The organism is Pseudomonas sp. BTN1, from assembly GCF_001907715.1.
GTDB classification, from domain to species: domain Bacteria; phylum Pseudomonadota; class Gammaproteobacteria; order Pseudomonadales; family Pseudomonadaceae; genus Aquipseudomonas; species Aquipseudomonas paracarnis.
Genome location: NZ_MPBM01000009.1, coordinates 13,477 through 31,384 on the forward strand (window position 1 = coordinate 13,477; position 17,908 = coordinate 31,384).

16 protein-coding genes are annotated in these 17,908 nt (G+C 59.4%); 9 read left to right on the forward strand and 7 right to left on the reverse strand.

The annotated features are described in order from the left end of the window. Positions 1 to 162: 162 nt before the first annotated feature. Complete coding sequence (gpmI, locus tag BMH52_RS03725) at positions 163 to 1,689, reverse strand: 2,3-bisphosphoglycerate-independent phosphoglycerate mutase (protein WP_014716518.1); 1,527 nt, start codon at positions 1,687 to 1,689, stop codon at positions 163 to 165. 151 nt (positions 1,690 to 1,840) lie between these two features. On the opposite strand from gpmI, the gene BMH52_RS03730 reads away from it, so the two are divergent. Genes BMH52_RS03730 through secB form a run of 3 tightly spaced genes read left to right on the forward strand, consistent with a single transcriptional unit; the run spans position 1,841 to position 3,032 of the window. Further along, complete coding sequence (locus BMH52_RS03730; RefSeq protein WP_003187796.1) at positions 1,841 to 2,254, forward strand: rhodanese-like domain-containing protein; 414 nt, start codon at positions 1,841 to 1,843, stop codon at positions 2,252 to 2,254. Position 2,255: 1 nt separating this feature from the next. After that, a complete protein-coding gene (gene grxC, locus BMH52_RS03735; RefSeq protein ID WP_019819989.1) occupies positions 2,256 to 2,510 on the forward strand; it encodes a glutaredoxin 3 in 255 nt (84 codons plus the stop codon). A 42-nt stretch (positions 2,511 to 2,552) separates the two neighbouring features. After that, positions 2,553 to 3,032 (forward strand): protein-export chaperone SecB, encoded by a 480-nt coding sequence (gene secB, locus BMH52_RS03740; protein ID WP_014716520.1) that lies wholly within the window; start codon positions 2,553 to 2,555, stop codon positions 3,030 to 3,032. Between the two features lie 158 nt (positions 3,033 to 3,190). Here the strand turns inward: secB and BMH52_RS03745 are convergent, their stop codons facing one another. Further along, complete coding sequence (locus BMH52_RS03745; protein WP_003171120.1) at positions 3,191 to 3,646, reverse strand: tRNA (cytidine(34)-2'-O)-methyltransferase; 456 nt, start codon at positions 3,644 to 3,646, stop codon at positions 3,191 to 3,193. Between BMH52_RS03745 and BMH52_RS03750 the strand changes: the two genes are divergently transcribed. Together BMH52_RS03750 and BMH52_RS03755 are read left to right on the forward strand one after the other, a co-directional pair. Beyond that, a complete protein-coding gene (locus tag BMH52_RS03750) occupies positions 3,645 to 4,085 on the forward strand; it encodes a hypothetical protein (protein WP_019819992.1) in 441 nt (146 codons plus the stop codon). The genes BMH52_RS03745 and BMH52_RS03750 overlap by 2 nt on opposite strands. 150 nt (positions 4,086 to 4,235) lie before the next feature. Then, positions 4,236 to 4,469, forward strand: a complete 234-nt coding sequence (locus BMH52_RS03755; RefSeq protein WP_177345073.1) for a hypothetical protein — start codon at positions 4,236 to 4,238, stop codon at positions 4,467 to 4,469. A gap of 62 nt (positions 4,470 to 4,531) precedes the next feature. Here the strand turns inward: BMH52_RS03755 and ntrC are convergent, their stop codons facing one another. The 4 genes from ntrC to glnA all read right to left on the reverse strand — a co-directional run bounded on the left by ntrC (position 4,532) and on the right by glnA (position 9,561). Then, on the reverse strand, positions 4,532 to 5,968 hold the full coding sequence (gene ntrC, locus BMH52_RS03760) for a nitrogen regulation protein NR(I) (RefSeq protein WP_003187806.1): 1,437 nt from the start codon (positions 5,966 to 5,968) through the stop codon (positions 4,532 to 4,534). Further along, entirely contained in the window at positions 5,965 to 7,050 is a 1,086-nt protein-coding gene (glnL, locus tag BMH52_RS03765; protein ID WP_014716523.1) for a nitrogen regulation protein NR(II), read from the reverse strand. Before glnL ends, ntrC begins: the two co-directional genes overlap by 4 nt. 363 nt (positions 7,051 to 7,413) lie before the next feature. Further along, positions 7,414 to 7,950 carry a chorismate mutase gene (locus BMH52_RS03770; RefSeq protein WP_014716524.1) on the reverse strand — a complete coding sequence of 179 codons (537 nt, stop codon included), beginning with the start codon at positions 7,948 to 7,950 and terminating at the stop codon, positions 7,414 to 7,416. 204 nt (positions 7,951 to 8,154) lie between these two features. Next, positions 8,155 to 9,561 carry a type I glutamate--ammonia ligase gene (glnA, locus tag BMH52_RS03775; protein ID WP_003187811.1) on the reverse strand — a complete coding sequence of 469 codons (1,407 nt, stop codon included), beginning with the start codon at positions 9,559 to 9,561 and terminating at the stop codon, positions 8,155 to 8,157. A 334-nt stretch (positions 9,562 to 9,895) separates the two neighbouring features. Here glnA and thiI point away from each other — a divergent pair, with 334 nt between their 5' ends. Both thiI and typA read left to right on the forward strand, forming a co-directional pair. Next, the gene (gene thiI, locus BMH52_RS03785) at positions 9,896 to 11,350 is read left to right on the forward strand and encodes a tRNA uracil 4-sulfurtransferase ThiI (protein ID WP_014716525.1); all 1,455 of its coding nucleotides are present in this window, start codon (positions 9,896 to 9,898) and stop codon (positions 11,348 to 11,350) included. Positions 11,351 to 11,489: 139 nt separating this feature from the next. Further along, the gene (gene typA, locus BMH52_RS03790; RefSeq protein ID WP_014716526.1) at positions 11,490 to 13,310 is read left to right on the forward strand and encodes a translational GTPase TypA; all 1,821 of its coding nucleotides are present in this window, start codon (positions 11,490 to 11,492) and stop codon (positions 13,308 to 13,310) included. A 197-nt stretch (positions 13,311 to 13,507) separates the two neighbouring features. Here the strand turns inward: typA and BMH52_RS03795 are convergent, their stop codons facing one another. Next, complete coding sequence (locus tag BMH52_RS03795) at positions 13,508 to 13,942, reverse strand: YkgJ family cysteine cluster protein (RefSeq protein ID WP_003187815.1); 435 nt, start codon at positions 13,940 to 13,942, stop codon at positions 13,508 to 13,510. A gap of 237 nt (positions 13,943 to 14,179) precedes the next feature. Between BMH52_RS03795 and BMH52_RS03800 the strand changes: the two genes are divergently transcribed. Together BMH52_RS03800 and BMH52_RS03805 are read left to right on the forward strand one after the other, a co-directional pair. Continuing rightward, the gene (locus BMH52_RS03800; RefSeq protein WP_020302392.1) at positions 14,180 to 16,630 is read left to right on the forward strand and encodes a glycogen/starch/alpha-glucan phosphorylase; all 2,451 of its coding nucleotides are present in this window, start codon (positions 14,180 to 14,182) and stop codon (positions 16,628 to 16,630) included. A gap of 216 nt (positions 16,631 to 16,846) precedes the next feature. Then, on the forward strand, positions 16,847 to 17,857 hold the full coding sequence (locus BMH52_RS03805) for a class 1 fructose-bisphosphatase (RefSeq protein WP_003187818.1): 1,011 nt from the start codon (positions 16,847 to 16,849) through the stop codon (positions 17,855 to 17,857). Positions 17,858 to 17,908: the final 51 nt, after the last annotated feature.

Sequence of the window (17,908 nt, forward strand, 5' to 3'; positions counted from 1 at the left end):
CGAGTGGCGATGGTATGGCAAAAAGACATCTATCAAACACCACAAAACCAATGTGGGAGCGGGCTTGCCCGCGATTGCGGTGGGTCAGCGACATAGATGTCGACTGATTAGCCGCTATCGCGGGCAAGCCCGCTCCCACACTGTTTTGTGGCGCACTTTGGATCAGACCAGGATCGAGGTCCCGGTCATCTCCTTCGGTTGCTCCAGCCCCATCAGTTTCAGCATGGTCGGCGCCACATCCGCCAGCACGCCACCTTCCCGCACTTTCAGGTCACGTTTGCCGACATAGATGAACGGTACCGGCTCGGTGGTGTGGGCTGTGTGAGCCTGACCAGTGGATTCGTCGGACATCTGTTCGCAGTTGCCATGGTCAGCGGTGATCAGTGCTTCGCCACCGACTTTGTCCAGCGCATCCACGATGCGGCCAACACATTTATCCAGGCATTCCACGGCCTTGACCGCCGCTTCCAGGTTGCCGCTGTGGCCAACCATGTCGCCGTTGGCGTAGTTGACGACGATCACGTCGTAACGCTGGTGATCAATGGCGTCGACGATCTTGTCGGTCACTTCCGGTGCGCTCATTTCCGGCTGCAAGTCGTAGGTAGCGACTTTTGGCGACGGGATCAGGATGCGCTCTTCGCCGGGGAACGGCTCTTCGCGGCCACCGGAGAAGAAGAACGTCACGTGGGCGTATTTCTCGGTTTCGGCGATGCGCAGCTGGGTCTTGCCGTTTTTAGCCAGGTAGTCGCCCAGCACGTTCTCCAGGCTGCCCGGGGCGAATGCCGACGGGGCCGGGATGTTGGCGGCGTATTGGGTAAGCATGACGAACTCGACCTTTGGCTGGCGTGCGCGCTCGAAGTCCTTGAAGCCTTCATCGACGAACACATGGCTCAGTTCACGGGCGCGGTCGGCGCGGAAGTTCATGAACACCATGGCGTCGCCGTCTTCGACCTTCACCGGCTCGCCGATGGTGGTGGCCTTGACGAACTCATCGCTCTCGCCACGGGCGTAGGCTGCTTCCAGGCCTTCCTGGGCGGTGGCCGCGTTGAATTCGGCCTGGCCTTCGACGATCAGGTTGTAGGCCTGGGCGACACGGTCCCAGCGGTTATCGCGGTCCATGGCGAAGTAACGGCCCACCAGGCTGGCGATGCGGCCCTTGCCCAAGGCGGCGAAGGTGGCGTCGAGCAGCTCGATCGACGATTGCGCGCTTTTGGGCGGTGTGTCGCGGCCGTCGAGGAAGGCGTGCAGGTAGATCTTGTCGGCACCGCGCTTGAACGCCAGTTCGGCCATGGCGACCAAGTGATCCTGATGGCTATGTACGCCGCCGTCCGACAACAGGCCCATGAAGTGCACGGCTTTACCGGCGGCGACGGCTTTATCGACCGCCGCGCAGATGGTCGGGTTCTCGAAAAACTCACCCTCGCGGATCGCTTTGGTCACACGCGTGAAGTCTTGATATACCACTCGTCCGGCGCCGAGGTTCATGTGGCCGACTTCCGAGTTACCCATCTGGCCGTCCGGCAGGCCCACGTCCATGCCGGAACCTGAGATCAAACCGTTGGGAACCGTTGCAGTCAGGCGGTCCAGCACGGGCTTGTTGGCCGAGTACACGGCGTTGTCGTGGTGGCTTTCACTGTGTCCGAAGCCATCGAGAATTATCAGGACCAAAGGTTTAGGCGTGGTAGTCATAGATCCTCTCGCGGCGGTAATAAAGGAAGACAATGGAAAAGGGAGTGGCAGTTTAAAGCGAAGTTCCGAGCGCGTCACCGCTTTACGGGGGTTGGCCCTCCTTGGCGGCTGTGTATACTTACCGCCATTTTAACGCCCTGGAACCTCCTTGATGGTTGATCACCTGATTGCATTTGCCACTGCCCACTACCTGCTCGTGGGTGCCTTCGTCATCCTGCTGGCGCTGCTGATCGCGCATGAACTGAGCCGCGGTGGTCGCAGCCTGAGCACGTCGGAGCTGACCGCGCTGGTCAACAAGGATGAGGCCGTTGTCGTCGATATTCGCCCGGCCAAGGATTATGCCGCTGGCCACATCGTTGGTGCCCTGAACATTCCTCAGGACAAGCTGATCGCGCGCTTGGCCGAGCTGGAAAAATACAAGGCCAAGACCATTATCCTGGTCGACGCCCAAGGCCAGCACTCGGGCACCCACGCCCGCGAGATGCTCAAGACCGGCTTCACCGCCGCCAAGCTGTCGGGTGGTATCAGCAGCTGGCGTGGCGATAACCTGCCGTTGGTGAAGTGATATGAGCCAGGTTGTCGTATATTCCAGCGATTATTGCCCGTTTTGCATTCGAGCCAAGCAGCTGCTGCAGAGCAAGAAGGTCGCCTTCGAAGAGATCAAGGTTGATGGCAAGCCTCAGGTGCGCGCCGAAATGGCCCAGAAGGCTGGCCGCACGTCGGTCCCGCAGATCTGGATCGGCACCCGGCATATCGGTGGTTGCGATGACCTGTTCGCTCTGGAGCGCGCCGGTAAACTTGATGCGCTGCTGTCCGTCTGACTGCCAACCCCTTAAGAACCCCAAGATAAAGAAGGATCTGCGATGACTGATCAACAGAATACCGAAGCAGCAGAAGCTCAAGGCCCACAGTTTTCGCTGCAGCGCATCTACGTGCGCGACCTGTCGTTCGAAGCGCCGAAAAGCCCGGCGATCTTCCGTCAGGAATGGACCCCAAGCGTTGCGCTGGACCTGAACACCCGTCAGAAAGCCCTGGAAGGCGACTTCCACGAAGTCGTGCTGACCCTGTCGGTCACCGTCAAGAATGGTGAAGAGGTCGCTTTCATCGCTGAAGTGCAACAGGCCGGTATCTTCCTGATCCAGGGCCTGGACGAAGCGTCCATGAGCCACACCCTGGGCGCGTTCTGCCCGAACATCCTGTTCCCGTATGCCCGTGAGACCCTGGACAGCCTGGTCACCCGTGGTTCGTTCCCGGCCCTGATGCTGGCCCCGGTGAACTTCGATGCCCTGTACGCCCAAGAGCTGCAGCGCATGCAACAGGAAGGCGCTCCGACCGTTCAATGATTTTTTGAGCGGCGCCGATCAAAAATGTGGGAGCGGGCTTGGGTGGGAACTGGCTTGCCTGCGATAGCATCACTGCGGTGTGACTGACACACCGAGGTGCCTGCATCGCGGGCAAGCCCGGCTCCCACCCAGGCCCCCTCCCACATTTGTTTTGCGTTTTATTTAAAGCCCAGTTGTCGCCAGCCTTCGTAAACAGCGACGGCCACGGTGTTCGACAGGTTCAGGCTGCGGCAGCCTTCACGCATCGGCAAGCGCAGGCGATGGCCATCGGGCAATGCGTCAAGCACCTCGGCCGGCAGGCCTCGGCTCTCCGGGCCGAACAGGAACGCGTCGCCCTCGGCAAAGCTGGCATCATGAAACGGCCGCGAGCCCTTGGTGGTGAACGCGAACAGCCGAGGGTGGCCCAGGCTCTCCAGGCAACTGGCGAGGTCGGCATGGCGCTTGAGGGTGGCGTACTCGTGGTAGTCCAGCCCGGCACGGCGCAGGCGCTTGTCGTCCATGTCAAAGCCCAACGGCTCGATCAAATGCAGGTGGCAGCCACTGTTGGCGCACAGCCTGATAACGTTGCCGGTATTCGGCGGAATTTCTGGTTGAAAAAGGATGACGTGAAACATGCACGGCTCCGAAGGCAAAGATGCGCTGCATTCTACCCCCGAAGACGACCCGAGACCGAAGCTATTGCCGAGGGTGTTGGGCTCATTGGCGATTGTCGGCTTGATGATTGGCTTGATGATCGGTCGCTTGACCACCCCCGAGCCGCTTGAGCTGCAACAGGTAGAACCTGCGGCGGATGGTTTGGTGGTGTGGTTCAACGACGAACCCAAGCTGCACGGCGAGCATATCGACGGCACCGTGGCGTTGCTGTTTGACGCCCAGGGCAAGGCTGCCAGCGGGCAGCTCAAGGTCAATGACAAGGACGTGAATTGGCGCATCCGCAAGACCGACGCTGGCCTGCTGCTGAATCTGGTGGCGGCTCGGCCGTTGCGTGGGGAGTGGAGCGGTGCAGAGGTCGATGGCCGCTGGCGGCTGGAGATCCATCTCCAAGAGCAATAAAAGAGGGAGTTCCCGGCCTGCCTGTACCAGGGCTCCCAAAACGGGGTGAAGCCTAAGGCTTCGGTGTTAAAGAGGGGATTCTCGGCCTGCCTGTACCAAGGTCCCCGAAACTGGGTAGTACTGAGGTTATTGCAGGGGGCGTGCCAAAACTTGCAATTGCTGCTGGAAAAAAAATGCCAAAAAGCGCAAAGCCCCGGAATACGGGGCTTTGATTGTTTCTGCTGCCAAGAAATTTGTAGCGAAAGCGATATGCAGGTTTTCTGGTCTGTGCTCAATGCCGGTTCATCGTGCATTGAAGCGGTGCACAGTCTGCAGGCATTGCACAAAACCAATGTGGGAGCTGGCTTGCCTGCGATGACGGCGTGTCAGCCCTATACCGGGTGACTGACACACCGTCATCGCGGGCAAGCCAGGCTCCCACACGGGGCCTTCAGCGGTCTTGGGGTTCAGGCTTCATCACCCTCATCATCATCCCCACCATCCACCTTCATCCCCAGTTCCTTGATCTTGCGCGTCAGGGTATTGCGCCCCCAACCCAGCAGCACGGCGGCATCACGGCGGCGGCCGGCGGTGTGTTTGAGCGCGGTCTCGATCATGATCCGCTCGAACGCTGGCACGGCGCTGTCCAGCAGGTTCGACTGGCCGCGTGCCAAGGCCTGGTCGGCCCATTGGCGCAGCGCCTGTTCCCAGTTGGTCACGGGAGCCGAGTCCTGCGGCAGGCTCAGCAGCTCCGGCGGCAGGTCGCTGATGTGCACTTCGCGCCCGGAGGCCATTACGGTGATCCAGCGGCAGGTGTTCTCCAGCTGGCGCACGTTGCCGGGCCACGGCAGATTCTTGAGGTATTCCTCGGTCTCGCTTTTGAGCAGCTTGGGCTCCACCGCCAGCTCCAGGGCGGCGCGGCTGAGGAAATGGCGGGCGAGGGTAGGGATATCTTCGCGGCGGTCCGACATGCGCGGAATGTGGATGCGGATCACGTTGAGGCGGTGGAACAAGTCCTCACGGAATTTACCCGCATGCACCAGTGTTTCCAGGTTCTGGTGGGTGGCCGCGATGATGCGCACATCCACCTTCACCGGCGTATGCCCGCCCACACGATAGAACTCGCCGTCAGCCAGCACCCGCAGCAAGCGAGTCTGAGTATCGGCCGGCATGTCGCCGATCTCATCGAGGAACAGCGTGCCGCCGTCCGCCTGTTCAAAGCGTCCGCGACGCAGGTTGGCTGCCCCGGTGAACGCGCCTTTTTCATGGCCGAACAGCTCGGACTCCATCAAATCCTTGGGAATCGCCGCCATATTCAGTGCGATAAACGGCGAGGCCGCTCGAGGGCTGTGGCGGTGCAGGGCGTGGGCCACCAGTTCTTTACCGGTCCCCGATTCGCCATTGATCAACACAGTGATGTTGGAGTGGCTCAAGCGCCCGATGGCGCGAAACACTTCCTGCATCGCCGGCGCTTCCCCGATGATTTCCGGGGTGCGGGTCAGGGTCGGCGGCGCTTCCTGGTTCTGTTGTTCCTGGGCGTGCTGGTTGGCGCGCTTGACCAGCGCCACCGCCTCATCCACATCGAATGGCTTGGGCAGGTATTCAAAGGCGCCGCCCTGATAGGACGCGACAGCGCTGTCCAGGTCCGAGTGGGCGGTCATGATGATCACCGGCAAGCGCGGGTGCTGCTCGCGAATGCGCGCCAGCAAGTCCAGGCCACTGGCCCCAGGCATGCGGATATCGGAAATGATCACGTCCGGTTGCTGACGTGCCAGGCGGCTCATCACCCCATCGGCGCTGTCGAAGCTCTGGGTGGTCATGCCTTCTTGTTGCAAGGCTTTTTCGAGGACCCAGCGGATAGAACGGTCGTCGTCGACGATCCAGACAGTTTCACTACGGCTCATGTCGTGGGGGCTCCTTGTTCCAATGGCAGGAAGATCGAGAACGTGGTGTGGCCGGGGTGGCTCTCACATTCGATCAGGCCCTGGTGCTGGCTGATGATGTTCTGGGTAATGGCCAGGCCTAGCCCGGTACCGTCCGGGCGGCCGCTGACCATGGGAAAAAAGATGGTTTCCTGCAGCTCCGCAGGAATGCCGGGGCCGTTGTCGATGATCTCGACCTTGGTCACCAGGCGATGGCGCACATGGCCGATGGTGAACTGGCGCAGGGCGCGGGTGCGCAAACTGATGCGGCCCAGGCGCAGCTCGTTCTGGCTGCTGATGGCCTGCATGGCGTTGCGCACGATGTTGAGCACCGCCTGGATCATCTGCTCGCGGTCGATCAACACGTCGGGAATGCTTGGGTCGTAGTCGCGCACCAAGGTGATGCAACCTTGGCTTTCGGCCTCGACCAATTGGCAGACGCGCTCCAGCACCTCATGCACGTTGGTCATCGCCAGGGACGGCAGCTTGTTGGAGCCGAGCATACGGTCTACCAGGTTACGCAGACGGTCGGCTTCTTCGATGATGACGTTGGTGTAGTCCTTGAGGTGCTCGTCCGGCAGCTCGCGGGACAACAACTGTGCCGCGCCGCGAATGCCGCCCAACGGGTTCTTGATCTCATGGGCGAGGCCGCGCACCAGCATCTTGCTGGTTTCTTGCTTGGACAGCTGTGCTTCCTCCTTGGTGATACGCAGCAGGCGGTCGCGGGGGTGGACTTCGAGCAGCAACAGGGTCGCGCCATTGCTCAGGATTGGGGTTACGGCGTAGTCGACGGTCAACGTTTGCCCGGTCAGCGCGGTGAGCATCGCTTCGCGCTTGGTGAACGGGTGTGCCTGCTCCACGGCCTGGCGCAACGAACTCAAGGCTTCGGCCGACTCGGTGAACAATTCGCTGATGAACTGCCCATGGCTGCGCTGGCCGCTGATCGCCAGGAGCATCTCCGCCGCCGGGTTCATGTACTCAAGGCGCAGGTCGGCATTGAGCAGGATGGTCGCGGTGGTCAGGTTGTCGAGTAACAAACGGTGCAGTGCATCGCTGATGGTCATCGGGACCTCTTTTGGAGCAAGGCGCGGGCTTGAGGCACACGCTGATACAAGGAAAATGCAAAAACCAAACCAAGGCTCCGAAAAGAAGCGCTAATGCCCTGAAATAAGGGGTTCAGGCGCGAAACTGTGGCGTTCTGCCAGCCTCAACGGGAAGTTTCGAACCAAAATGGGCTGGGCAATTGAGAAGGGTGCAGGCTATCGCACCAATATAGTGCGGTTTTGTGAAGGTTGTTCAGCCACTGAAGATTGAAGGCAAATCGCAGTCAGTGTGGGAGCTGGCTTGCCTGCGATAGCTGTGGTGCATTCAACACCGTTATCGCAGGCAAGCCAGCTCCCACATTTTTAATTGGATTTGCAGTCCTTTTAACCTTTATAGATGCAAAGCTCGGCGGTGGCGCGGATCATCGCCAGCTGGCGCAGCGGATCATTCAGCGGTTCGTGCACGGCCTCGGCCAGCCATTGGGGGCATTTGGGGTCTGTGCGCAGGGGCGTGAAGTCAGCCAACTGCTGCAGCAGCCTTTTTTGCAGCGCGTCCAATTGCGGGCGAATCTGCTGGACCAGGTCCGGGCGCGGGTCGTCGGGCGCTTTGCCCTGGAACTGCCAGTCGGACAGGTGGGTATATTGCACCAGTTTGTTGGCTTCGATCTGGGCGGCGAAGAACTGCTCGGCAGCGGCCGGGTCCAGCTTGTAGCTCGGCGCCTGGGCAGTGACGCTGGCGATCACCTCTTGTTCGCGCTTCTTGTCCTCCACGGGCTTGTGGCTGTCCCACTTGCTCAGTGCTACCTGGTCGGCAATCTCAAGGCGTTCGGCGATGCTGTTGAGCAGGGGTTCGAGCGTAGGCGGCGCAGCGCTCGCACTGGCACTGATGAACAGCAGGGCAAATACAAGTCGATATCTCAAAGGTGATCTCCTGTAGGAGCGGGCTTGCCCGCGATGGCGGTGTGTCAGTGATACAGCAGGTGGCCGGCAGTGCGCTATCGCAGGCAAGCCAGCTCCCACACTTTGATTGGGTTTGCAGAGTTGGCGTAGCGTAACGCCCAGGCAAAAAAAAGACCTCCCGAAGGAGGTCTTTTTCATCACGCTGCCTCAAGCAGCGCTACCGGATCAGCAGCTGTAGTACAGCTCGTATTCCAGTGGGTGTACGAAGGTGCGTACTTTGATTTCTTCTTCGCTTTTCAGGGCGATGTAAGCGTCGATGAAGTCGTCGCTGAAAACGCCGCCTTTGGTCAGGAACGCACGGCCCTTGTCCAGCTCTTCCAGGGCTTCTTTCAGGCTGCCGCACACTTGTGGGATCTCTTTGGCCTCTTCAGGCGGCAGGTCGTACAAGTTTTTGTCGGCGGCGTCGCCAGGGTGGATCTTGTTCTGGATACCGTCCAGGCCGGCCATCATCAGGGCGGCGAAGGCCAGGTAAGGGTTGGCAGCCGGGTCTGGGAAGCGCGCTTCGATACGACGGCCTTTAGGGCTGTTGACGTAAGGAATACGGATCGAGGCGGAGCGGTTGCGTGCCGAGTAGGCCAGCATCACCGGCGCTTCAAAACCTGGGACCAGACGCTTGTAGGAGTTGGTCGACGGGTTGGTGAAGCCGTTCAGGGCCTTGCCGTGCTTGATGATGCCGCCGATGAAGTACAGGGCGGTATCGGACAGGCCGGCATAGCCTTCGCCAGCGAAGGTGTTCTTGCCGTCTTTGGAAATCGATACGTGAACGTGCATGCCTGAGCCGTTATCGCCGTACAGCGGCTTAGGCATGAAGGTAGCGGTGCGGCCATAGGCATCGGCAACGTTGTGCACGCAGTATTTCAGAGTTTGAACTTCGTCAGCCTTCTTCACCAGCGTGTTGAATTTCACGCCGATTTCGTTCTGGCCGGCAGTCGCCACTTCGTGGTGGTGAACTTCAACGGTCTGGCCCATTTCTTCCAGTGCGTTGCACATGGAGGTACGGATTTCATGGTCGAAGTCGAACGGTGGTACTGGGAAGTAGCCGCCTTTCACGCCTGGACGGTGGCCTTTGTTGCCGCCTTCCACGTCCTGGTCGGACATCCACGAACCTTGCTCGGAGAAAATCTTGAACATGGAGCCGGAGATGTCGGATTTGAACTTCACCGAGTCGAAGATGAAGAACTCTGGCTCAGGGCCGAAGAATGCGGTGTCGCCGATACCGGTGGACTTCAGGTATTCCTCGGCACGGTGGGCGATGGCGCGTGGGTCGCGGTCATAGCCTTGCATGGTCGAAGGCTCGATGATGTCGCACACCAGGATCAGGGTTGGCTCTTCGGTGAACGGGTCGAGTACGGCGGTGCTGTCGTCTGGCAGCAGGATCATGTCGGAGGCTTCGATGCCTTTCCAGCCGGCGATGGAGGAACCGTCGAACATCTTGCCGACTTCGAAGAAGTCATCTTCCAGCGCATCGCGAGCCGGCATGGTCACGTGGTGCTGAGTGCCTTTTGTGTCCGTGAAGCGCAGATCAATCCATTTAACGTCATGATCTTTGATGAGTTGAACCGACTTCGACATGGTGTCCTCCGGGTGGCTTCGGGCTTGGGTAGTGGAGTTAGCCCTTAGAATTTGGGTGATGCCGGCGCGGATACTCCGCCAAGGCAACCTGCCTCACAAGAGAGCAAATTGCATGCCAGTGCGCCAACATGGCCGTTTTGCCTCAAAATAGCCCCTATAACGGTGCAATCGGCAAAAACGGCATAAATCGCGCACTGCAATGTAGCGTTTATTTGTGTAAATGACCCGTTTTGGTGCATTGCGTAGGCAATGCATATTAACTGGTTAAACCTTGAGCGATTTCCGCTATAATCCGCGCCCCCCTTTTTCAGCAGGCCCGGCGCGCGCTGTTTCCATGAAATTAATCGTTAAAGTCTTCCCCGAGATCACCATCAAAAGCCGACCGGTACGGACGCGTTTCATCCGTCAGTTGGCCAAGAACATCCGTGCCGTGCTCCGTGACCTGGACCCGGCTGTGGTGGTGAACGGCGTGTGGGACAACCTCGAGCTGGAAACCCGCATTACCGACGCCAAAGCCTTGAAGGACATGACCGAGCGCCTGAGCTGCATGCCGGGCATCGCGCATTTCCTGCAGGTGGATGAGTACCCGCTGGGCGACTTCGACGACATCACCGAAAAGTGCAAGCAGCACTACGGCAATGCGCTTGAAGGCAAGATTTTTTCGGTGCGTTGCAAGCGTGCCGGCAAGCACCCGTTCAGCTCCATGGATGTCGAGAAATACGTCGGCAGCAAGCTGCGTCGCGAGTGCGGTGCCGCTGGAATTTCCCTCAAAGCGCCGCAAATTGAAGTGCGCATGGAAATTCGCGACCAACGGTTGTTCGTGATCCACAGCCAGCACAACAGCATCGGCGGCTACCCGCTGGGTGCCTTGGAACAGACCCTGGTATTGATGTCGGGCGGTTTCGATTCCACGGTGGCGGCCTACCAGATCATGCGTCGCGGCCTGATGAGCCATTTCTGCTTCTTCAACCTGGGCGGGCGTGCACACGAATTGGGCGTGATGGAAGTCGCGCACTTTATCTGGAAGAAGTACGGCAGCTCCCAGCGCGTGCTATTTGTAAGCGTGCCGTTCGAGGAAGTGCTGGGCGAAATTCTCGGCAAAGTCGATAACAGTCATATGGGCGTAGTATTGAAGCGTATGATGTTGCGCGCTGCGTCCCGAATCGCCGATCAATTGCAGATCGACGCCCTGGTGACCGGCGAAGCGATTTCCCAGGTTTCCAGCCAGACGCTGCCGAACCTGTCGATCATTGATTGCGTGACCGAGAAGCTGGTGCTGCGCCCGCTGATCGCCAGCCACAAGCAGGACATCATCGACCTGGCCGAGCAAATCGGCACCGCCGACTTTGCCAAGCATATGCCTGAATACTGCGGGGTCATTTCGGTGAACCCCAAGACCCACGCCAAGCGTCACCGCGTGGAGCATGAAGAAAAAGAATTCGACATGGCGATTCTGGAGCGTGCGCTCGAGAACGCCAAGCTGGTGCCAATCGATCGAGTGATCGACGAATTGGGCCAGGATGTGCAGATCGAAGAAGTCAGCGAAGCCCTGGCCGGCCAGATCATCATCGACATCCGTCACCCGGATGCCGCCGACGACGAGCCGCTGGAGATTCCTGGCATCGACGTACAAACGCTGCCGTTCTATGCATTGAACGCGCGTTTCAAGGAACTGGATGACAGCCGTCAGTACCTGCTGTATTGCGACAAAGGCGTGATGAGTCGCCTGCATGCCCACCATTTGCTCAGTGAGGGGCATGCCAATGTGCGCGTTTATCGACCGAGCTAAGAGCCCGGGGCTGTTTGCCTGTGGCCTGCGTCACCGGCCCCCCGACTCTGCCGTCAAGCTGTAACGGCAAGGCCTGACTCTACTGTTAATCGCTGCCACGACCTGTCAGCACACCGAATCCTCTGATCGAGATACACAAGTGATCGAAAATCTACGTAACATCGCCATCATTGCTCACGTTGACCATGGTAAAACCACCCTGGTAGACAAACTCCTGCGTCAATCCGGCACCCTGGAGCGCAACGAGCTCAACGACGAGCGCGTGATGGACTCCAACGACCAGGAAAAAGAGCGCGGTATTACCATCCTGGCTAAAAACACCGCTATCAACTGGAACGGCTACCACATCAACATCGTGGATACCCCGGGCCACGCCGACTTCGGCGGCGAAGTAGAACGCGTAATGTCGATGGTTGACTCCGTTCTGCTGCTGGTTGACGCTCAAGACGGCCCTATGCCGCAAACCCGTTTCGTGACCAAGAAGGCTTTCGAAGCCGGCCTGCGTCCGATCGTGTGCATCAACAAGGTTGACCGTCCAGGCGCGCGTCCGGACTGGGTTCTGGACCAGATCTTCGACCTGTTCGACAACCTGGGTGCTACCGAAGAACAGCTGGACTTCCAAGTCATCTACGCCTCGGCCCTGAACGGTATTGCTGGTCTTGACCACACCGACATGGCTGAAGACATGACCCCGCTGTACCAGTCGATCGTCGACAACGTACCAGCACCGAAAGTCGACCGTGAAGGCCCGTTCCAGATGCAAATCTCGGCACTGGACTACAACAGCTTCCTGGGTGTTATCGGCGTTGGCCGTATCGCTCGTGGTAGCGTCAAGCCGAACACCCCGGTTGTTGCTATCGGCGCTGACGGCAAGAAGCGTAACGGTCGTATCCTGAAGCTGATGGGTCACCACGGCCTGCACCGCATCGACGTTGAAGAAGCTTTCGCTGGCGACATCGTATGCGTGAGCGGTATGGACTCGCTGTTCATCTCCGACACCCTGTGCCAGCCGGACAACGTCGAGGCGATGAAGCCTCTGACCGTTGACGAGCCAACCGTTTCCATGACCTTCCAGGTAAACGACTCGCCTTTCTGCGGTAAAGAAGGCAAGTTCGTGACCTCCCGTAACATCAAGGAGCGTCTGGACAAAGAGCTGCTGTACAACGTTGCTCTGCGCGTTGAAGAAGGCGACTCGGCTGACAAGTTCAAGGTCTCCGGCCGTGGTGAGCTGCACCTCTCGGTACTGATCGAAACCATGCGTCGCGAAGGCTTCGAAATGGGTGTTGGTCGTCCGGAAGTGATCATCCGTCAGGTTGACGGCGTGAAGCAGGAACCGTTCGAAAACGTCACCATTGACACCCCTGAAGAATCCCAGGGCAAGGTCATGGAAGAGATGGGCCTGCGTAAGGGCGACCTGACCAACATGGTGCCGGATGGCAAAGGCCGTGTGCGTCTGGAATACAACATCCCTGCTCGTGGTCTGATCGGTTTCCGTAACCAGTTCCTGACCCTGACCAACGGTGCTGGCATCCTGACCTCGATCTTCGATCGCTACGACACCATGAAGTCCGGCGACATGTCCGGCCGTCAGAACGGTGTTCTGGTATCGGTAGAAACCGGTAAGGCGCTGACCTACTCCCTGGAAACCCTCCAGGCGCGTGGCAAGCTGTTCGTTGAGCACGGTCAAGAGATCTACAACGGCCAGATCGTTGGTCTGAACAGCCGTGACAACGACATGGGCGTCAACCCAACCAAAGGCAAGAAGCTCGACAACATGCGTGCTTCGGGCAAAGACGAAACCATCGCTCTGGTTCCACCTGTTCGCTTCACCCTGGAACAGGCCCTGGAATTCATCCAGGACGACGAGCTGTGCGAAGTCACGCCTAAGTCGATCCGCCTGCGTAAGAAGATCCTGGACGAAGGCGAGCGTACCCGCGCTGCCAAGAAAGCCAAGAACTGAGTTAACTCAGGCTGAATGAAAAACGCCCCCGGTCGAAAGGCCGGGGGCGTTTTTTTATGCCTGCAGTCTGTGTGTTGTGATCGTTCCCACGCTCCGCGTGGGAACGCCGCGTGGGACGCTCCGCGTCCTGCTTTCAAGAGCGGACGCAGAGCGTCCACAGCTGCATTCCCACGCAGAGCGTGGGAACGATCAAAAACTTAGAACTTGTCGAGGGTCTTGAAGTTAGTCTCGCGCACCACTTCCTTAGGCTTATACGCGCAATACCCCGGCCGCGGCCCGATTTTCGGGTGGTTGCGGCACGTATCCGGGCGCTTGTCATAAATAGTGCAAAAGCGCGTCTTACGATCCAGGTACAGGCAGTCGTTGTTGCTCATGCGCTGCAGGGTAAAAATTTCGGACTTGTTGTTGTACCGCTCGACGATGCCTTCTTTCTGCAAACGCTTGGCGATGTTCTTCGGCGGATCGCCGCGCTCGAACTCATCGACGATGCCAATGCGGATCAGGTCCTTGATCTTCACCTCAACCGGCAGGGTGCAGCAGCTGGACACGCAGCCGCCGCACATGTGGGCGGAATATTTCTGCCAGGTCTCTAGACGGTCGAGTTCCGCGGCGGCGATCAGTTGAGGCTTCATCAGGGTTCCAGGGTGGGGCGGTATACGGGCGCGGGATCATACCGGGATTGGTGGTTTTTTGAACAATATTTTGCAGGTTTCAGCTCAAAGGTTTGGCCACTGCCTGATCGGGCACGACCCCTGCATCAAATTCAGTCCATGGCGAATGAGTTAAAAAACTGCCGAACCAGCACGTCTACCGTCTGTCAGACCGACTAGGCTCTAGCAACTCCTTCAATCTCGCCCGAGGTCGCACCGATGTCTCAGGAACCGCTTGCACGAGAAGCAGAGGTAGCCGCATTCCGCGATGCTGTCTTGACCAAACTCACCTATGCGGTGGGCAAGGACCCGGATCACGCCTTCGATCATGACTGGTTCGAAGCCATTGCCCTGGCCGCCCGCGACCAGATGGTCGACCACTGGATGGACCACACGCGGCGTATTTATCGCAAAGGCCAGAAGCGTGTTTATTACCTGTCCCTGGAATTTCTCATCGGCCGCTTGCTCTACGACAGCCTGAGCAACCTGGGTGTGCTGGAGATCGCTCGCGAAGCGCTGTCGGAGCTGGGCGTGGATCTGGAGCGCATTCGCCTGCTGGAGCCCGACGCGGCGCTCGGCAACGGTGGTCTGGGCCGTCTGGCGGCGTGCTTTATGGAAAGCATGTCGACGCTGGGCATTGCGGGCCACGGTTACGGCATTCGTTATGAACACGGCTTGTTCCGCCAGGCCATTGTCGACGGTTGGCAGCAGGAGCAGACCGAACGCTGGCTGGATTTCGGCAACCCTTGGGAATTCGAGCGCGCCGAGGTGATTTACCCGATCGGCTTTGGCGGGAGCGTTGAAACCATTGCGGACGCCTCCGGCAAGATGATCCAGGTGTGGTCGCCCAACGAAACCGTACGTGCCGTGGCCTATGACACGCCGGTCGTCGGTTGGCGCGGGGCCAGCGTCAACACCCTGCGCCTCTGGCGTGCACGGGCCGTAGAAGACCTGCACCTGGAGCGCTTCAACGCAGGTGACCATTTAGGCGCCGTCGCCGAAGTGGCCCGCGCCGAAAGCATCTCCCGAGTGCTTTACCCGGCCGACAGCACCGAAGCAGGGCAGGAACTGCGCCTGCGCCAGGAATATTTCTTCGTCTCCGCGTCCCTGCAGGACTTGTTGCGCCGCCACAAGAACATGCACGGTTCGGTATTGAGCCTGGGCGAGCACGCCGCCATCCAACTCAACGACACCCACCCGTCCATCGCCGTGGCCGAGTTGATGCGCCAGCTGGTCGATTTGCATGACATTCCCTGGGAAGCCGCGTGGGATGTCACCGTCGAGACCCTTTCGTATACCAACCACACCCTGCTGCCCGAAGCGCTGGAAACCTGGCCGGTAGGTTTGATGGAACGCATGCTGCCCCGGCACATGCAGATCATCTACCTGATCAACGCCCAGCATATCGACTCGCTGCGTGCCAAGGGCATCCACGACTTCGACGTCTTGCGCGCTGTGTCGCTGATCGAAGAAGACAACGGCCGCCGCGTGCGCATGGGCAACCTGGCGTTCCTGGGCTCCCATAGCGTCAACGGCGTGTCCGGTTTGCATACCCAACTGATGCGCAGCACGGTGTTCTCCGAACTGCACAAGCTCTACCCCGAACGCATCAATAACAAAACCAACGGCATTACCTTCCGTCGCTGGCTGTACCAGGCCAACCCAAAACTGACCGATATGTTGGTGGAAGCGCTGGGCCCGGATATTCTCGACCAGCCCGAGCAGCGTCTTATCGAGTTGGAACCCTTTGCCGAGAAACCGGCCTTCCGCAAAGCGTTCGCTGAGCAGCGCCTGCACAGCAAGCGCGCACTGGCGCAGATCATCCATGAGCGCCTGGGCATTGCGATCAACCCGGCGGCGATGTTCGACGTGCAGGTCAAGCGCATCCACGAATACAAGCGCCAACTGCTCAACCTGCTGCACACCGTGGCGCTGTACCAGGCGATCCGTGCCGAGCCGGGCATCGACTGGGTGCCTCGGGTCAAGATCTTTGCCGGCAAGGCGGCAGCCAGCTACCACCAGGCCAAGCTGATCATCAAGCTGACCAACGACATCGCCCGCACCGTCAACAACGACCCGACCGTGCGCGGCCTGCTCAAGGTGGTGTTCCTGCCCAACTACAACGTCAGCCTGGCGGAAAGCATCATTCCGGCAGCGGACTTGTCGGAGCAGATTTCCACCGCCGGTTTCGAAGCGTCCGGCACCAGCAACATGAAGTTCGGCCTCAACGGCGCGCTGACCATCGGCACCATGGACGGCGCCAACGTGGAGATGCACGAGCGTGTCGGCGCCGAGCACATGTTTATCTTTGGCCTCAGTGCCCAGCAGGTGGAGGCCCGCAAACACGCCGGCGAGTTCAACGCCGGGCCGGATATCGCTGCCTCCCATCGTTTGAATGATGTGCTGCAAGCGATCCGTGGCGGGGTGTTTTCGCCGGACGACCCGGGCCGCTATGTGGGCCTGATCGATGGGCTGATCGACTACGACCGGTTCCTGGTGTGTGCCGACTTTGACGCCTACTGGGACGCCCAGGCGCGGGTCGAGGCGCATTGGCACGACTCCAAGGCCTGGTGGCGCTCGGCCGTGCTCAACACAGCGCGCATGGGCTGGTTCAGCTCGGACCGCACCATCCGCGAATATGCCACCGAGATCTGGAAAGCCCTCGACTGACGGCCGCGGTTAAAAATGTGGGAGGGGGCTTGCCCCCGATAGCGGTTGATCAGTCACTCATGCATTGACTGAATGACCGCAATCGGGGGCAAGCCCCCTCCCACATCAAGCCTGGTCGTGAACTCTATTGGCGTTAAATCCTCTGATTAGAGGAAATCAGCCTCGACTCGCGCTAAACTGCGCGGGTTTTCAGCCCCCCATTCTCCGGAGCCGTCCATGTCCCGCGTTACCTTGAGTCGCTATTTGATCGAGCAGACCCGCAGCAACAACACGCCTGCCGATCTGCGCTTCCTTATCGAAGTGGTGGCGCGTGCTTGCAAGGAAATCAGCCACGCCGTTTCCAAAGGCGCACTGGGCGGTGTCCTGGGCAGCATGGGCACTGAAAACGTGCAGGGCGAAGTGCAGAAGAAACTGGACGTTCTGTCCAACGAAATCCTGCTCGAAGCCAACGAATGGGGTGGCCACCTGGCCGGCATGGCGTCCGAAGAAATGGACAATGCCTACCAGATCCCAGGCAAATACCCGAAGGGCGCATACCTGCTGGTATTCGACCCACTGGACGGTTCGTCCAACATCGACATTAACGCACCGGTCGGCACCATCTTCTCGGTGCTGCGTTGCCCCAACGAATACCTGAGCCAGAACGAAGCCCTGAACGAAAAGGCCTTCCTGCAACCAGGCACCGAGCAGGTTGCTGCCGGCTACGCGATCTACGGCCCACAGACCATGCTGGTGCTGACCCTGGGCGACGGCGTCAAAGGCTTCACCCTGGACCGTGAAATGGGCAGCTTCGTACTCACCCACGAAGACATTTCGATTCCTGCTTCTACCCAGGAATTTGCCATCAACATGTCCAACCAGCGCCACTGGGAAGAACCGGTGAAGCGCTACGTCAACGAGCTGATGGAAGGCGAAGAAGGCCCGTTGAAGAAGAACTTCAACATGCGCTGGGTAGCCGCGATGGTTGCCGACGTGCACCGCATCCTGACCCGTGGTGGCCTGTTCATGTACCCACGCGACAGCCGCGAGCCGTCCAAGCCAGGCAAGCTGCGCCTGATGTACGAAGCCAACCCGATGTCGTTTTTGGTTGAACAGGCAGGCGGTGCGTCTACCGACGGCCACCAGCGCATCCTCGACATCCAGCCTGAAGGCCTGCACCAGCGTGTGGCGGTGTTCCTGGGTTCGAAGGAAGAAGTTGAGCGCGTGACGGCTTATCACAAGAAGTAAGAGCTTGCGGTAACAAAAAAGCCCCGAAATGCGCTCAGCGCTTCGGGGCTT

What these genes read in the sequence shown, in the direction of transcription:
- gpmI (WP_014716518.1), bottom strand. Translation starts at nt 1,689, where the DNA reads ATGACTACCACGCCTAAACCTTTGGTCCTGATAATTCTCGATGGCTTC.
- BMH52_RS03730 (WP_003187796.1), top strand. Translation starts at nt 1,841, where the DNA reads ATGGTTGATCACCTGATTGCATTTGCCACTGCCCACTACCTGCTCGTG.
- grxC (WP_019819989.1), top strand. Translation starts at nt 2,256, where the DNA reads ATGAGCCAGGTTGTCGTATATTCCAGCGATTATTGCCCGTTTTGCATT.
- secB (WP_014716520.1), top strand. Translation starts at nt 2,553, where the DNA reads ATGACTGATCAACAGAATACCGAAGCAGCAGAAGCTCAAGGCCCACAG.
- BMH52_RS03750 (WP_019819992.1), top strand. Translation starts at nt 3,645, where the DNA reads ATGCACGGCTCCGAAGGCAAAGATGCGCTGCATTCTACCCCCGAAGAC.
- BMH52_RS03745 (WP_003171120.1), bottom strand. Translation starts at nt 3,646, where the DNA reads ATGTTTCACGTCATCCTTTTTCAACCAGAAATTCCGCCGAATACCGGC.
- ntrC (WP_003187806.1), bottom strand. Translation starts at nt 5,968, where the DNA reads ATGAGCCGTAGTGAAACTGTCTGGATCGTCGACGACGACCGTTCTATC.
- glnL (WP_014716523.1), bottom strand. Translation starts at nt 7,050, where the DNA reads ATGACCATCAGCGATGCACTGCACCGTTTGTTACTCGACAACCTGACC.
- glnA (WP_003187811.1), bottom strand. Translation starts at nt 9,561, where the DNA reads ATGTCGAAGTCGGTTCAACTCATCAAAGATCATGACGTTAAATGGATT.
- thiI (WP_014716525.1), top strand. Translation starts at nt 9,896, where the DNA reads ATGAAATTAATCGTTAAAGTCTTCCCCGAGATCACCATCAAAAGCCGA.
- BMH52_RS03795 (WP_003187815.1), bottom strand. Translation starts at nt 13,942, where the DNA reads ATGAAGCCTCAACTGATCGCCGCCGCGGAACTCGACCGTCTAGAGACC.
- BMH52_RS03800 (WP_020302392.1), top strand. Translation starts at nt 14,180, where the DNA reads ATGTCTCAGGAACCGCTTGCACGAGAAGCAGAGGTAGCCGCATTCCGC.
- BMH52_RS03805 (WP_003187818.1), top strand. Translation starts at nt 16,847, where the DNA reads ATGTCCCGCGTTACCTTGAGTCGCTATTTGATCGAGCAGACCCGCAGC.